Annotated in this window: 10 protein-coding genes and 1 tRNA gene; 10 read left to right on the forward strand and 1 reads right to left on the reverse strand. The window is 55.3% G+C overall.

The window, feature by feature from the left end; genetic code table 11:
- The first annotated feature begins 59 nt into the window (after window positions 1–59).
- The 10 genes from RA24_RS10300 (at window position 60) to RA24_RS10340 (ending at window position 13,038) form a co-directional block, all read left to right on the forward strand.
- Window positions 60–136 (forward strand) — tRNA-Arg (locus RA24_RS10300).
- Between the two features lie 985 nt (window positions 137–1,121).
- A complete protein-coding gene (locus tag RA24_RS10305; RefSeq protein ID WP_152612830.1) occupies window positions 1,122–2,315 on the forward strand; it encodes an ABC-three component system protein in 1,194 nt (397 codons plus the stop codon).
- The gene (locus RA24_RS22245; RefSeq protein WP_152612831.1) at window positions 2,312–2,824 is read left to right on the forward strand and encodes a three component ABC system middle component; all 513 of its coding nucleotides are present in this window, start codon (window positions 2,312–2,314) and stop codon (window positions 2,822–2,824) included. Before RA24_RS10305 ends, RA24_RS22245 begins: the two co-directional genes overlap by 4 nt.
- On the forward strand, window positions 2,821–4,758 hold the full coding sequence (locus tag RA24_RS10310; protein ID WP_039191354.1) for a DUF3732 domain-containing protein: 1,938 nt from the start codon (window positions 2,821–2,823) through the stop codon (window positions 4,756–4,758). Before RA24_RS22245 ends, RA24_RS10310 begins: the two co-directional genes overlap by 4 nt.
- A 142-nt stretch (window positions 4,759–4,900) precedes the next feature.
- Complete coding sequence (locus tag RA24_RS10315; RefSeq protein WP_152612832.1) at window positions 4,901–5,896, forward strand: hypothetical protein; 996 nt, start codon at window positions 4,901–4,903, stop codon at window positions 5,894–5,896.
- Between the two features lie 1,322 nt (window positions 5,897–7,218).
- Window positions 7,219–7,929, forward strand: a complete 711-nt coding sequence (locus tag RA24_RS22495) for a hypothetical protein (protein ID WP_193747125.1) — start codon at window positions 7,219–7,221, stop codon at window positions 7,927–7,929.
- Window positions 7,926–10,070 carry a Mu transposase C-terminal domain-containing protein gene (locus tag RA24_RS10325; protein WP_082020349.1) on the forward strand — a complete coding sequence of 715 codons (2,145 nt, stop codon included), beginning with the start codon at window positions 7,926–7,928 and terminating at the stop codon, window positions 10,068–10,070. Before RA24_RS22495 ends, RA24_RS10325 begins: the two co-directional genes overlap by 4 nt.
- Window positions 10,060–11,004 (forward strand): ATP-binding protein, encoded by a 945-nt coding sequence (locus RA24_RS10330; protein WP_039191362.1) that lies wholly within the window; start codon window positions 10,060–10,062, stop codon window positions 11,002–11,004. Before RA24_RS10325 ends, RA24_RS10330 begins: the two co-directional genes overlap by 11 nt.
- Window positions 11,001–12,860, forward strand: coding sequence for a TniQ family protein (locus tag RA24_RS10335; RefSeq protein ID WP_082020350.1), 1,860 nt, complete (start codon window positions 11,001–11,003; stop codon window positions 12,858–12,860). The genes RA24_RS10330 and RA24_RS10335 overlap by 4 nt, the downstream gene beginning before the upstream one ends.
- Window positions 12,841–13,038, forward strand: coding sequence for a hypothetical protein (locus RA24_RS10340; protein ID WP_039191367.1), 198 nt, complete (start codon window positions 12,841–12,843; stop codon window positions 13,036–13,038). The genes RA24_RS10335 and RA24_RS10340 overlap by 20 nt, the downstream gene beginning before the upstream one ends.
- A 1,606-nt stretch (window positions 13,039–14,644) precedes the next feature.
- Here the strand turns inward: RA24_RS10340 and RA24_RS10345 are convergent.
- Window positions 14,645–16,309 (reverse strand): amidohydrolase, encoded by a 1,665-nt coding sequence (locus tag RA24_RS10345; protein WP_039191370.1) that lies wholly within the window; start codon window positions 16,307–16,309, stop codon window positions 14,645–14,647.
- Between the last annotated feature and the right edge of the window lie 127 nt (window positions 16,310–16,436).

Here is a 16,436-nt window from a genome sequence, read left to right on the forward strand (position 1 = left end):
GAAAATTTTTCTTTTTGGGGTTGCGACTCCCTGATGCTAAGATTAAACCCCGCCGCAGTGGACCGATAGCTCAGCTGGATAGAGTACTTGACTACGAATCAAGGGGTCGGGGGTTCGAATCCTCCTCGGTCCGCCACTTCCTAAATGTCGGGCGACACATAGTTTTGCCATTTGCGACAGAACCTTTCCTTTTTCGTGTCTCCAACATCCCCGCTCGCGCCTCCTGTTCCGCCAGTGGCGAAGCCTTCCCTGGTTTTCATTTCGGAAGACCTCGTGTCTTCCGGAGGGCAAAGCAGGGTGGGCGCAGCCCGGACTGCGGCCGGACGGTGATCTGACACACGGGGCCGGAGCGGTGAAATTGGGAGGGACCCGCGCCTGGCGCGGGAGGAACCGGATTTCTCCGTGGAGGCTGACGCACAGCGGCATCAGAACCCGTGTTCAGATTGCCGGCCGGATGGCAGGCGGACCAATCAAACGGGAAATGCCAGGCGCGCTAGAGCGGAGCGGAGGCGCGGCTGACTCCTGTGCAAGCGATCGCGGTCTCGTCCGCGATCACATTCTAAATTAGACAGGAAGGGCAAGAGGAAAGCGGTTGGCGAGATCATCACCTGCCTTTTCCCACGCGGATCACTGCCGCCATGCAGCGGCACAGCACCGAGAAACCAGTGCAAGCCTGCCCCAGGCCAGCTGTGATCGGCTCAAGCCAGCCCGAACCGGACTTCCGTCCTGCCTCTTAGCCGTGGCGCGTACTTGTGCAGGTCGGGCGGGATGCGGAAGTTCGCTGCAGCTACATTTCGGATATTACGTTCTTTCAATTTCAGACGTTAGATTCTGAGCTGCATAGCTTAGTCTCAGCTATTTGCATCCGCTGAAGGTCCGAAGCGCCTCAGATTGTTTAAGCGCGACCGCGCGACGTTCTCCAAGATCGAGGACAGTCACAGTCCTATGGGTAGCCTGATTGGTCTGTCGCGATGACGTGATTTGTGATGTTCACGAAGATAGATCCAAAACCGAATAGGCAAGCCTCTCTGCGTTGCGAGATTTAAATGGGAGATCCAACGTCGAGCATGTTGCAATGAATTGATTTATCTGCAACTTTAGGGTGAATGAATATTTAACAAGTGATTGACGCCGTGCCCTCTGACCATGACGCAACAGGCTCACTCCTCGGGTATCTGGCGCAATGCCGATATGCGCTCCTGATGGCGTTGGACGAGTTGAAAAAACATCCAAGCCATGAAGTCTCAATCGAACGGTTTGACGACATAGCGTTTGAGGCAAATGGAACACCAAAGGAGCTGGTTCAAACAAAGCACCACGGTACACCATGCAATGTGACCGACATGAGTGTTGATATCTGGAAAACGCTGCTGATTTGGATCAAACAGATCCAGGAAAATCCGCAAGTTGCTGCAGAAACCCGTTTTGTCTTTATGACCACAGCGCAAGCTGCCGAGGGCAGCGCATTTGCGCTGCTTCGAAGGGGTGACGCGAGCCGAGATGTCACCTCTGCAACATTAAAACTCGCCGCTGCGGCGGGTAGTTCGACCAATCAAGTCAGTGCCGACGGCCGCGAAGCCTTCTTACAGATGGAGCCTGCCCTACGAAAACTCTTCATGTCGAACGTGATCGTTTTTGACAATGCGCCTAACATTATCGATGTGCGTGAAGAGGTTGAAGGCGCGCTTATGATTGGCGTTCCGGCGGAGGTGCTGTCTGACTACACAGATCGCGTCGAAGGTTGGTGGTTCAGGCGGGTTATTGCAGGGCTGTCCAAAACTGACTCTCCCGCCATCTCTCTGACATCGCTTTCGGCAAAGCTGGCAGAGATACGCGACGACTTCAGAGTAAGCGGCCTACCGTTGCATCCCGATATCGAGAAGGTGGATGTCATCGGGCTTTCAGATGATGATGAGCGTGTGTTTGTACGCCAAATGCGGCTTGTTGGTCTGCCAGATGGTCCAGCAAATCGTGCTGTACATGACTATTATCGGGCGTTTGTTCAACGTTCGAAATGGGCACGCCAAGACCTGTTGCTTGATGATGAGGCAGAAATTTACGACGGATCGCTGTCGGACGCCTTTGCACGCGAAGTTGAAGCGGCGAAAGATTTCCATCCCTGTGATAGCGAAGACGAAAAGCGCACTCTCGGCCGCAAGCTTTTCCATTGGGCGGCACGACACCAGCAACCGCTGCGAAATCGACACGAACTGTGGCTATCATCAGGTTCCTATCAGATGCTTGCGGATCGCAAGAGCATCGGATGGCATCTGGATTTCGAAGAGTTGCTAAAAAAAGACGAGCAGAAATCATGAGGCAACGTGCTGCATGGGATTGTCGTGCTCCAGAAGAGGCCCACCTGTTCAACCCAGCGTTTTGTGGAGCGTTGGCTTTTGAGTTTGTGAAGTCCTTCAGTCAGGCTGCTGGACAGTCGGGTGTAGATTTACCGCAAGTTTTCTGCGCTTTGCCGATCGCCTTGCACCGCGAAACTCGAAAGAACCTCCCATCAACAACACGGACATCGGTCTACACTTGGCTACAGCGGTTTCCGGCGGCTCAGGTTGGGTATGCGGAACGAGCTATTGACCTGGCACCTATAGTAAAAGAGGCGATCATGTTTGCCGTGGCACGCCAAACTCTAGCCGTCACCGATAGCGGGCAATTTGTTGTTGGGGCCCAGAAAGCTTCCTTTACACCGCGCTTTCTAGAAACAGCGACCCCTGAAGTAAAAGAAATCGTCTCTTCCGCACGATTTCTTGGGCGATGGTTCGCGACCGCTGGATCTACAGCCACACTGCTTGCATCTTGGAGCATCACGTTATGAGTTTTGTCATCCGATCCGTGACTATCTATTCTTATGACGGCGAGCAGAGGACTGTCACATTCAAGAAGTCAGGTCTCAACATCATTACCGGAAAATCCAAGACCGGAAAGTCATCTTTGATCGACATCATTGATTACTGTTTTGGTCGTGGTGAATGTTATGTCGCTGAAGGGTTCATCCGACAGAACGTGTCATGGTTTGCGGTTGAGATTGAAAATGATGAAGACGTCTTGTTTGTCGCGCGCCGAAACCCCGGGCAAACGCTGACCACCAGCCCTGATATTTTTATCCGGCGCGGGGAGCATCCTACGCTCCCAATTTATACCGACCTGATCAAGAACATCGCTGAAGAAGGGCTGACCCCGCTCCTGTCGCAGTTTGCAGGCATCTCCGAAAATGAACATCGCCCGATAACCGGGACGCGCCTGCCACTTCGTGCAACGATTAAACATGCAATGTTCCTGTGCGTTCAGGACCAGAATGAGATCGACAGTCGGGATCGGCTTTTCCACCGGCAAGGTGATCAATTTATCCCCCAAGCGATCAAAGACACTCTGCCCTATTTTTTGGGTGCGGTGGATGAAGATCACTTCATACGCCAGGCTGAGCTCGACGTCGCTCGCAACGAGCTCCGCGCTTTAGAGACGCAATTACAGGCGCAAAGCCAAACGGCGGAAAAGAGTTTGCGTCGGGTACGTGGCTACATCAACGACGGTAAAACTGTCGGTATCATCGATCCGAGATTTGAGACCGCTGACTATCCCCTGATGGTAGAAGCCCTCGTGCGTGCGGCCCAGTACGAGCTTTCTACACCCGAGAGTTTCTCTGATTTTGGCAGCGCGATTACGCGTTTACAAGACGATCAAAGAGGATTGCGGGATCGGCTGACCGATACCATCGAAGAAATAAGGGCCACCCAACTGTTTATCGCTGAACAGACTGAGTACAGTCGAGAAGCCAGCGAGCACCGGAGCCGGTTGTCATCGATTGGGCTGTATAAGAAAGATTCCGATGGAACTTGCTGTCCGCTTTGCGACAACAAGGTTGACCCTGCCGTCCCCAATGCCGCTGCTGTCATCAGCTCGCTCGAGCAGATTGACCGTAGTCTCAGCCGAGTCGGGGTTGAAAGCCCTCACCTTCAAAGCCAGCTTGCAGACCTGGCTGATATCAAGTCCCGTCTCGAAACCGCATTGGTCGAAAACCAAAAGTCACTGGAAGCCGCCTATCGCGAAGATGAGAGGGCCCGTTCTCGGCGTGAAATGATTGTTGATCGTGCCCGTGTTATTGGTCGCATAAGTGCATTTCTTGAGCAAATTGGCCAAGGCGAGCAGGATAAGGATCTCGGTGAAAAAATTGAGCGTGCGAAGCTGAAAGTTGCCGCGATTGAAAGTGCGGTCAATCCGGATGAAATTGGACAACGACTGGACACGTTTCTAAACCTGATTAGCCGCCAAATGTCAGATTACGCCCGCCGACTTGATCTTGAACATGGATCGGATTCAGTGCGCCTGGATCTCAAGAAGCTGACCGTTGTCGCAGATACAGCCACAGGTCCTATCCCCTTGAATCGTATGGGCAGTGGAGAAAACTGGATTGGCTACCACGTGCTCACACATTTGGCGCTCCACCACTGGTATCGTGCTCAAAATCGACCGGTTCCCGGCTTTCTGATCTTTGATCAGCCATCCCAGGCTCATTATCCGCCCGAGAGTGACCGTGGCCAAGATGGTAGCCTCGAGCCGTTACAAGACTCCGACCGGCAAGCGGTTTATGATCTGTTTGAGCTTATGCTTGAAGTTGCAAATGAGATCGGAGAGGGGTTCCAATGCATTGTTCTGGATCACGCGAAAATTTCTGAAGATTGGTTCGAGGATGCCATCGTGGAAGAATGGCGTGGCGATGCATTTCTAGTTCCGACGGAATGGGCCAGCTAATCGCTTTCTGCTCTGGTAGCGCCACCGCGCCATCGCCAGTTTGTCGTAAAGGTAACGTCTAGCCAAACGCTTGCCGTTTATCGGCTGAGCTGAATTGTACTCCACAGAGCTGCATCTCATCAGACGCAAAAGGAAGAAACAAGTGTTGGTATTTCTTGCCCACGCGATTGAACAGCTTGATCTTGCCGCCAAGCATATTTCCAAGGGTGATCCAAACAACGCTCGGTTCGGTATCATGCTGACCGACAATGTTCTGGAACTGGCTTTGCACCAGATGGCAAAGGATGAACAGCACCAGCGCGAGAGCCTGTTCAACCGAGAGAAGATCTATCCTGATGAAGCAGAACTAACTGCTGCGCTTGGTCGTCATTTCGATGCCAAAGTCGCGTTCTTCAAAGCGCACCAAAAACTGAGTGCGGAGGAAGCTGACAGCATCACGATATGCCACGGCTACCGGAACGAGGTCTATCATATCGGTCTTTATCATCAGGATATTTTGCCTGCGCTTTCGCGGTTTTACTTTCATTTGGTTTGCGGGGTGCTGGCCCGCTACAACCCAAATTTTATGAGCTACAGCCCCTCGATGGTGTTACCTGAACGCGCTCAGAAATATCTTTCGACAGACCACCTTGGGTTCGGTTCGTTGAAGGAATTTCAAAGCGGATGCCTGACACTCCAGGAAAGTATCGCATTCGAAGCTTCCGATCTTGTGTCCTCACTATCAGATCACATGGCAGAAGTAATTGAGCAACAAGACATTGGGGTGGAGATGATCGCCACTGGCGGACCGCGCCAGATGTCACGGGATGTAGCCATCGTAGAAAGCCAGGCATGGCGATTGGCGTTCAGACAGGAAGGTAAGGACTTGCTCGCATCGGGCAAATGGCCTGGTGGCAGCGTTCTGGATTTTGTGAATTGGTTGGCCCAGACTTACCCACTGATGCACAGGCGTGATCCGATCCCATCCTGGCAGAAACGTGAGCGATCTTTGCGCTCAGAAAAAGACCCGCACAAGGCGTTCAAAAAATACAAGGATTTCATGAAGCAAACCGAGGGCATCCGGGAATTCATCGAAGAAAGCCATACACAGATCGAGATGTACATTGATGAACAGATCGATAGAATGCGTGGGAAATAGCTTCTTTCCCAAATCACTCTAAAACCGCGAAAACGAGGTTAAGACGCTACGCAAGATGTGTGCATGCTACTATTCGCATCTTGGCAAGGGAACCCGCTGCGCGTTCCCCTTGCACCTCGCTGGCCTGTGGCTCTGATCGGGGTATGAAGCCTCTCCCTGAGCCAGTGGAACGTTTGGCTGTTCAAACACCACTATGTCATGGAGACGCTTTCAGCGTGGCCAGGAAGGGAGCCTTTCATGGCTACCCTTGCTGCGTCGGTAAGACTCAAGTGCTATTAATCGGACGAAGGTCGGCTTCGGTGAAGCTGCAACGCGGCATTCGATCTCATGGTCAATGTCCGTTTTGGGCCGAAAATCACCTACTCCGTACGTTGCAATTTGGGAGGCCGACCTAATCGCTTTCGCGGTTGCTCTGGTGCTGGAAGACCGCTGTCCGAGTGGATGTTGGACGCAGTTTGCCAATGGACACCTAGAGCACGGGCGAAGCTGTTGATGGTTTTTGTTTGATGCCAAATTTCTTGGAGGCTTCTGCTTGGTATGGCTGGTCGGGAGTGTCGCGGGAAAACCTTTAACCCCTTTTTCTTAAACAGTTTTGAGAGGGTCGCGGGTTTCATTCCGTTCTGCCTGGCAAGGGAACTGCAGCACCTTTGTGCTAAGTATTTATTATAGAGGTCTCTTACGAAGTCGATGCCTGCAATGCTCAACAGTTTGCGGGCCAGCAGAGGGCTTATGCCGAAGTGGCAGGCCAACTCTCTCAAGTTTTCACACTTCAAGAAAATCTCACGAATTTCACGCTTGCTGAATGGTGCCCAGACCACGGACGTCTTGCTGACGTAAGCATATGAAACACCGCAGTGTTTTGCTTCAAATACTCGACTCATCATCTTTTCGCTCCGCCTCTAAGAGCCTCATTAGGCAGCAATTTAGGGCCTCGACCCGTCGCCTGTGACGTGTCTCAAGGTGTACAGGTCACCGGCATTCTATGTAACCAACATTTTGGGGCATGTGGTGTAAATACATGAAATCAAATAAAAAATTGAAAAATCGAGACAGCCTTGCTATCGCTTCCGGCACTGGATTCGACCGGAGGACTACTCACATGAACTAGAGCTGCTTCAGCCCCACAAACGGGAAAGGCCCCACAGGGCGGGAACCCTGCAAGGCCTTTGGAATCCGTGTCGATAGTCACCCGACACGCTTTCTTCGCCCGGCATCGCTGCAAAGTCAACCATCCCGTCGCCAAATTCCGGCGATGGGCCTGGGAAACTTTGTTTCAATCCAAAGTCAATGAAGGGAGCGCCATGCCCTGCTTGCCCGCTGGCATGGCCAAATCAATCATGAAAGATAAATTCAATCAGACGGCGGGCTTCAGCTCGCCACTCTCCAGCTGTTCAACCAGGCCGATCCCGAAACGATCCACGAAAAGTTCGCGCGGCGGTGTTGTCGTGCAACTACCTAGCCAAACCAATCCGAGGGTTATCTTATTTGAAAGCAAACTGGAGCAGCGGGTTCTGTATCTGCTGCTAGCCCGGAAAAGCGTTTGGGACATTCGGGAACAGCCTGAGCCGTTCAAGTATCTTGGTAGGGATGGCCAGCGGAAATACCACTTCTTTGACTTCCTGGTGACACTTACCTGCGGCCGCATTGTCGCTATTGCGGTGAAACCCATGAAATTTGTGATCGAGCACCGCTTCCTGCTGGATCTTGAAGATATTCGCTCGGCCATGACCCGTGAGTTTGCGGATGATGTGGTCTTGATTACCGACCAGGACTTCACAAAAGCAGCGGCTCTAAACGCAGAACGCTTCCATACTTTCGCCCGGTGTCGGAATGAGAGCCTGCAGAAGCGGCTGGAAGACCTAGCGTGCTCGGTCACCTTCCCGCTGACAGTGGAGGCATTGCAGAAACGGCTAGGCGCAGGTGCGGACGGGTTCCGGGCCATTTTTCTAGCGATTTTCGACGGTGTCCTGAGCGCCGACAAAACGAAGGAGATCGGCCTGAAGTCAGTTGTCCGCCTAGGGGGGGACTCATGAACAAACGCATGCTTGTTACCAGGAATGACAAACTGACTGTTGGTTCGGAGGATTTCCGGGGACATCGGGAAACAGAGACTGGATACGTATTTGAATCCGTAGACCGTTCAACAAAGCAGGTGCACTACAGTTTTGAGGAGTTCGAAGCCCTGCTCTCGAAGCCAGATGTTGTGTTCGAACCGGGATACTTTCTCGTGGGTCAAACCAACGCCCGGATAAATGCGGGCCTTGAGACTATAGGTTCTATGAAACCTGAACTCCGCGAGCGGATTGCATGGCGCTACCTGTGGGTCACTGTTGCGATGCACCTTGTATCAAATGCGGGGATGAACAAAACAGACAGATCCATTGCGGAATTTATGCCGAAAATGGAAGCGCATGTGAATGAGCTGGCTAGGGCAGCGCGGCGGAAATGGAAAGCTCCGCGAGCAGGTCGAACAAATGTGTTACGCGACCCGCCGTGTTCAAAAACGTTGCGGACCTGGTTAAAGCGGTATGAGCAAGGTGATTATTCCTACCTCGCGCTGGTGCCTCACACACACCGGTCAGGCAACAGGAATGATCGATTTTGCCTATCGTCGGTTCGCCTGCTTGGGGATTGCGTATCGGCGTATCTGACACGGCAAAGATTGTCCAAAAAGCAAGTCGCAAAACATTGCAAATCGCGCTTTGAGGAGGTGAATGCAGCACGCGAGGCAGAAGGTAAACCTGCTTTGCGTGTTCCATCCCGGCGTGCCGTTGAGCGTGCGATCCAGCGGCTGGACCCGTATTTCACTTATGTGCAGCGTCATGGTGTGGAGGCGGCCAACCGCGAATTTGCGCTGTACGAAACAGGTCTTTCCGCCAGCTACCCAATGGAACGGGTAGAAGTCGACGAATGGAAAGTCGACATTATCTCCGTTTTGGCCGCACGCGGTGCACTGGATCATCTTTCCGATGAGGAACTGGCAAAGCTTGAGCGGGGACGGCGATGGCTTTACCTGGCAATCGACTGCGCGACCCGATGCGTCGTCGGAATGCGGTTAGCAGCCGTGCCAAATTGCGAAGATGCGTATGCATTGTTGAGCGACATTACTCGCGACAAAACTGATCTCGCAACGGCCGCCGGGTGCCAATCGACCTGGCACCATTTTGGTGGGCTGGGAGTCGTTTGTACCGACAATGGTGCTGCCTTCGTCGACGATCTCTTCAGTACGTCCATTCTTGAGGCGCACGGGCACCCGGAAACGCCACCTGGCGGGTTGCCACATCTGAGGGGGCGGGTTGAGCGCATATTCGGAACTTTTGGCACGACACTAATGCCGCATCTGGCAGGCCGAACATTCTCCAACACAATGGAGCGCGGCGACTACCCGTCTGAGAAACTCGCATCGTTGACGGATGATGCACTGATGCAAATCCTGACGCTCTATGTGGTCGACGTTTACCACAACACGCCGCATCGAGGGCTGGGCGGGGAGACCCCGAACAACTGCTGGAACCGTCTGGTCAAGGAGAAAGGCGTTGTTCCAAAGCTTGCAGAAACCACCCGCCGTCGTGCTTTTGGGCAGAGGCGCCGTCGTAAGGTCACAGGTTGTGGCGTAGAAATTTTGGGCATCGATTACGCCTGCCCAGCTCTTCAGGAGTTCTTTCTCCACAGTCATGAGAGCGAAGTCGAAATCCGTTTCAGCTTGGAGGACTTAGGGTGGATCTTAGTCCATATTGAAGGGGAGTGGCACCCTGCGCATGCGCTCCAGAGCTGCTTCGAAGGCGTGACCTACGAAGACTGGAGTGAGGCTGCTTTGGCGTTGCGCCTGAAGTACAAGACCGAGGGACAGCTTCATGAACATGTGGTTGCCGACGCTCTGTCCAAGATCATTGAAATCAATGCCAAAGAACAATCGCGCTTTGGAACGGCTTTAGCCGCTCAGACATCTGCCGGCCTGAATAGGGCACGGGATGATCTGTTTGTCGGCCTGACGATTATTCCGGACCGAGGCAAGGATCTCAATCTCCCACCTGAGCCGGATCTGTTTGGGCACATCATTCCCTCCGCTGAGGCACAGGACTGCCAGGGAATACAAACGTCAGAGAACCTGCTTGAGAACAACCCTCAGCAAAGCGGCAGAAGCGGTGACTGGAGTTTTGACGATGACAAGTGAAATTCACATCCATATGGCGAATCTGCGGGCCAAATTTATCCGGCATCGCGCCTATCGTGAGCTGCGAGAACAGTTCGATCTCCAACTCTGCAGGCGCCGCGCTGCGTTGGAAGCAGGGATGGCATTCGAAGCGGAGGCAATCGCTTTGACGGGCGCACCAGGCAGTGGCAAGACCACTGCCGTCGATCATGCCATCAGCATGCGCAACGATCTGATCCTGCCTAAACACAATATGGAAACTTGCGAAGTCGTCCAGATACAGGTGCCATCCCCGGCAACATTGAAAACAGTCGGCGGAACATTGTCCGATGCGCTTGGTTATGAGCTTATGCGCGAAAAATCAGCGGCCTTGATCTGGCAGCATGCGCGCAAGCTGCTGAAAGAACGCAGAACGTTGTTTGTTCACCTGGATGAGGCGCAGGACATTTATTTGTCAAAGGGTGATCGAGCGCGCAACGAGGTGGTAAACACGCTTAAATCCATCATGAACAACAAGGATTGGCCCGTTGGGCTGATCCTTTCCGGTACGCCTGACCTGCTTCACATGATCAACGCTGACCGGCAGTTGCAGCGCCGTGTTCGGGTGGTTCAATTGAGCGCAGTTTCCTTCGTGACCCACGGCGGCGACGTTTCCGAGTTGCTGCGCGGGTTCGCGCAAGAAAGCGAGCTGCCTGTCGTGTCCTCATTGGGGGAGGACGAGTTCCTCAAGAGGTTGATCCACTCAGCAGCGAATGAGTTTGGTCAGATCATCGACATGATCCTTTGCGGGATCGAGGAATGCTTATTGGCGAAGGAGGGGCAGCTGGAGATCAGTCACTTTGCAGAGGCATTTCGCAAAAAGACAGCTTGTCTGCCCGCGTTCAACCCGTTCCTTGCGCAAGACTATCTGCGTATCGACGTGACCCGTGTGCGTGATCAGGGAGGGGGCGAATGACCAGACTAGCGCTTACGCTTCCGCTCAACGAGTATGAAACTCCGGCATCCTATGTGTCCAGACTGTCGCGGCGCAATCGGACGATACCACGGGAGTTCTGTTCAGATCTGGGAATGCGCTGGCCCCATGTTTGTTCGTCTCACTCCGACCAGCTGGAGCGGTTATCTTACCTTTCCCGAGTAAACCTCGAAGGTTTGAAAGCCGCGGGAGCGGTCCTGATTGCTCAAAGCCGGTATCAGGTCGGGCATTCGCAAGCGACCACCGGCACGTTTCGGCGAGCCGTGACGCGGATCTGCCCAAGGTGTACCCAGGAAGCAGTGGAAGGGGACGGGCCGACAGGCCCGTTTCAAAAACTGGAATGGCTTCTCCTCTGTGTTGGGGTTTGCCGGAAGCACAATGTTCCTTTGCTGCAGCTTCCGAATGCGCACCACGCGCATGTAACCTACGACGTAGTTGCACGTGTCTTTGCGCATCTCCCTGAGATCCAGCGGGCCAGCGAAGAGGCTGCACACACCAGCCCGACTCCATTCGAAGACTACATCTGCGAGAGAGCACTGTCGGGCCCTGGGGAGGATTGGCTCACCCCGCTCGACCTGACCGGAATTCATCGCGGGTCGCTGTCTCTTGGCATGTCGATGCTGTTCGGTCCTGGAAAACGTGTTTCGGAGCTGGATTTCGCGGAACTGCGGTCTTCAATGAACACAGGTTTTCAAGTGCTGGTCGCGGGCCCGGAGGCGCTTGTGGCGGCTCTGGACGATCTGCGCCGGAATTACCGGACGGAACGTCCCTACTTTTCGAAGGACATAGGGGAGTTCTATGTGTGGCTGAAATCCCTCCGCAATGATCCCAGTGTTGATGCGATACGGGCTTGTGTCGAGGAATTCGTGCTGGAGAAATACCCGTTGCAGGTCGGTAAAACGGTACTTGGTTCGGCCATGTCGGCACCGAAGTTCCTGACACTGAACCAAGTTCGGGAAGTCCACGGGCTGGGCCATGTGCGGGTGCGGGGCATCCTTGCTCATCTCAACCGCCAGCCGAGCGCAGATTTCAGGCGCATGAAGGACATTTCCCTGAAAGATCTAGACCGTGTCCTTGCCTACTGGGCAACACTGCAGGATCTGAAGTCCGCGGCCGCAGCACTCAGCATCCTGCCCGCTCAGGTGAAATCACTGATCAAGCTCGGTGTGCTTGAAGCGCGGTCCTTTGGGACCAGCCGCCGCTACGTGAAAAAGCCTGCGGTTAAGGCGCTGCTCCAGAAGCTGGAGATGCTGCCGGAAGGGCAACCGTCCAGGCTCGTCTTGCCGCTCAAAGCTTACTGCCGTGCAGAGAAAATCCATCTGGGCCAAGTGATTTCGGATTGGGCCGCCGGAAAGCTTCAGGGAGTCTCGCGGGACATTGAGGCTCCGGGATTGCAGGGCATCCTGGTGGAGAGGGGGGAGGCGTTGCAGCGGCAGAAGGTCGTGCTGACCGGAGACCTTGGTCTTAGCGAAACAGCGCGCTACCTGCGCATCAGTGCCGGTTCGATCCGGAAGCTGAGGGACGGCGGCTATCTTGACCAGGTGCAGCACAGAAACCCGGACACGCGTCATCGGAAAAGCTATATCACCCGGCAGAGCATCAAGCTCTTCCAGGAACACTATCTCACGCTGGGGCAAATGGCTGAGCAGTACGGCTGTGCGCCGATCCACCTCGCACGTGCGCTGGATCGCGAGGATGTCGAACCGGTGTGCTGCCGCAGCGGGTATGTCAGGGTCTATCCTGCCGCGGCGAAAGGAAAGGTCCTGGAAATTGTGAAGGCTGCCCAGCAAAGGGCCGGAGAGAACGGGAGTGAGGAACATGCAGCCCCCTGTAACTGATGAGAAACTGGCAACGGATCCTGATGCGCAATTTGAGCTGCTTCGCGATGCTTACGCTTCCAGAGACCAGGAACAGATCGACCAGGCCATCTACCGCGTGTTCTATGCGCGGCGGGAGAGAAAACAGGGTCTGGATGCCTGGCCGGGCGATGCGGCGGGGCCTTCAGACACACTGTAAAGGTGTGCACATAACACCCGTTCGGCGATGTTCGCTCTTCGGTGCTGCCGGGACGTTCTACCTACGAGTGCCTGCGTGCACCTGCGACGACAGGATGCACGCAGGCGTTTGCGCGCTGGTTTGCCAGCCATCTGGCCCGGCGCGGCGGACAAAAGTATGTCAATCGGTGTCCAGGCTCGATCTCCTATCGGCTTTCCAGGTGCAGCCTTTTCGTTTGGTAAGCCGACCTGTTACGGATGAGCCGTTACATAGCGCAGCCGGTTTGGGCCTGCGGGTTAGTTTCACAGTTTTCCCGCAATGATGCGGGAAACGGACACATTGCCAGAGACAAGACGATCGGAGCTTCCGAGAGATCGGACAGCCAGCCGTTCTCAGCGCAGAAAGCTCAGGTGTCCGTCAGATCAAGCCTGAAGTATTGCACCGCTGTGAAGGTCGGGGTCAGGATGCCTGGCGCTATCCGAAGCCGGGTGGCGCATCCGGGCTTCCTGTCACTTTCACCAAAAGTACCTATGCGGCTTGCGTCCATCCGGCCAGCTCAAAATCTCCGGGTCCGCGCCTTTGACTACGAGCGCCTCCAGAAGTTTCGTCCTGTGCCTTGCAGGGCGCGTATGAAAGATTTTGTCATGCCAACGTGGCCAGTTTTCCAGCCAGCGGATGCTGCCGGGCTCCTTCGAAAGCCGGTGTTCTAGGCCGTGCGCCGAATAGCGAGCACTTACCGCGGCGCGCGCCTTTTTGCGTTTGTAGTGGGCCATATCTAAGGCCTTTCATGTAGTTTCCGTGCTACATGGCGCTCTCCATTCATTTGACTGTTTCAGGCTGGGTCCGGTCAGCGGGCCCAAATATGCAGCCGATTTTCTTACCGGAACCATTCCGATAAAGCAAGGGTCATGGCATGTGTCGGCTTGCAGGGCTGCGGGTTAGCGATATTGACTGCGCCTGGAACATCATCCGCATCGAACAGTCCAGGGGCCGCAAGGATCGGAACGCGATGCTACCCGTCAGATCTCGCGTCCGTTCAGCTGCCATTCGCCACGCCAGTCACGGACTCACACACCGCGGACTTTGCCGTCGTTGCCCTCGCAGCCATTGCTGCCGCAGAAAACCCTCGCTCCCGCGGCACAAAATTTTCGGCACGCGGCGAACTTCGAGTTTGCGGTCTTTCAGCCGCGCGGAAAACGGCGGAGCTCAAACCGCCATTTCGCTGCGACCAGGTCAGACAAACGAGACGCGGGACAATGTCAGTTTTGGAGGCAGTACAAAAAATTGGCCGTTTCCAAGTATGATATTGCCGGTGTTCAAATGACAGAAGTATAAACCTGGCCGCGCAAATACATGCATAAGCTCAATCAATCGCGAGACCTAACCACCACATGGAAGTCGGGCATTACGCACGGTCTGGTGCTCCTCTTGTTTCGATTGTGCCCCGCGGAAAGATGTGGACCCTTGCCAGTTTCAAACAAACTCAGCTTGCACGATTGGCATAAGGCTACACCGTGCAGTTAGCAGCCTGACCGGCTGCCGGTTTCGTGAACGGCTACCAAAAGCTTCATTGCTCGCTCGTCGAGTGTCAAAAGGATTGGATTTCCGAGGACAGAGTGCGACACGCTCAAAATAACAACTCACATCGGGCTTCAAAGGTGACGTGGCCGCCGCAAATTGTCAGTACTGCCTGCGCCGTGCTGAGGCTATCCGCAGGCTGTGCTTCAAGATCACAGTCCATCACAACCACATCTGCCATCATGCCCGCGCGCAGCCTGCCTTTTCTGTGCTCGTTGAATTCCGCCCATGCCCCGTCGCAGGTATAGGCCGCCAGCGCTTGGCGGAGGCTGTGGGTTTGGTCCTGCCAGCCGCCCGGCAGCGTCTGCCGGGCAACGGCACCCTGAATGGTGGCCATCACATCCACTGGCACAACCGGCCAATCAGTCGAAAAGATGACCTTTGCGCCGCTTTTGCGCAGCGTTCGGGACGGAAACGCTGTCGGGATCTGGTGATTGTGCAGCAAGGAGGCAAGCTCCGGGATCGCCTCCGGGCTGCTGTGCGGTGCGTGCAGCGGCTGCATCGAGGCGATGACACCAAGCTCCCGGAACCTGGGGATGTCCCCGGCGCTGACGGTCTCGATATGCTCCACCCGGTGACGGCTGTCGCGGGGACCGTTGGCACGCCGGGCAGCTTCATAAGCATCAAGGGTCCGGCGGACGCCAGCGTCGCCACAGGCATGGACCGATATTTGCAGCTCCATGGCATCGGCCCGGGTGCAAACCTCCTTGAAATGAGCATCGGAAAACAGTGGCGCGCCACGGTTTTCCGTCCCTGGATAGGGCTGCAGCATGAAGGCAGTCCTGTTTTCGATAACCCCGTCGATGAACATCTTGACCCGGCTGGACCAGAGATGGCTGCTGGCATAGGTCTGGCGCATGTAGGCCGCCTCTTCCAGCCGCTCCAGCGGATCGGTGTGCTTGAGGTGCAGCGGCACCTCGGTGCGGCACAGCAATTTGTCTTCTGCCTCCAGCTCCGCAAGCAGCTCCAGCTGGTAGAGGTTGCCGTCCATATTGTGCAGGCCGGTGATGCCGCGAGAGGCGCAATGCCTCAGACCTTTTTCCAGCACCGCCTTGTCTATTGCGCGCTGCGCCGGCGTGGGAGCTGGAATCGGGTCGGCCCCGGTCATTGACCCTTCCATGTCACGCCCGCCCAGCGGAGTGAACTTCATGACCGGAGCCAACGCCCCCGCCTCGCGCAGCTCGCCGGTTGCGGTGCCATCGGCGCCCATCACAACCTCGGAGCCCTCCTCCACCGCCTTGCCCTGCAGCAGTCCGGCAAGCTCCAGCGCCCTGGTGTTGGCCCAGGCCGTATGGCAGTCCGGCGCCATGCAGGCGAAGGGGCGGTCCGGCAGCACATCGTCCAGATCATGACGGGTCAAAGAACGGTCCCCCATCGCGTGATAGCTGGCCGCATAGGCATAGAGCAGCACATCGTCCGGCCGCTCCGCAGCATAGGCGCGCACGGCCCGGGTCAAAGCGTCCAGCCCGAATACGCCTGTCAGATCCAGGTACTCCAGTTCCGCGGCGCCCTGAAACAGGTGAACATGGCTGTCGATGAACCCCGGCAGGACCGTGCTACCCTGAGCATCGAACACGCGGGCCGCGCCGGCCATGGCCCGGATTTCGGCATTTGTGCCGACGGCTGCTATTAGCCCGCCCTTTATGGCCAAGGCCTCGGCGTCGGGTCCGTCGAATGTCAGAACCTTGCCATTCAGGATTACCAGATCAGTCATCGCTCCCTCCGGATGCGCAATAATTCCTTGTCCCGGACAGATGGCCTCTCCCGGGTGGTTTCTTCATTTTCTGCTTGCTGGAAGCTGACGGCGGCTGCAGCTCAAAACCCAGTCTGCAGCAACCACC

The sequence above is a fragment of the Leisingera sp. ANG-M6 genome (assembly GCF_000813905.1).
Lineage (GTDB): Bacteria > Pseudomonadota > Alphaproteobacteria > Rhodobacterales > Rhodobacteraceae > Leisingera.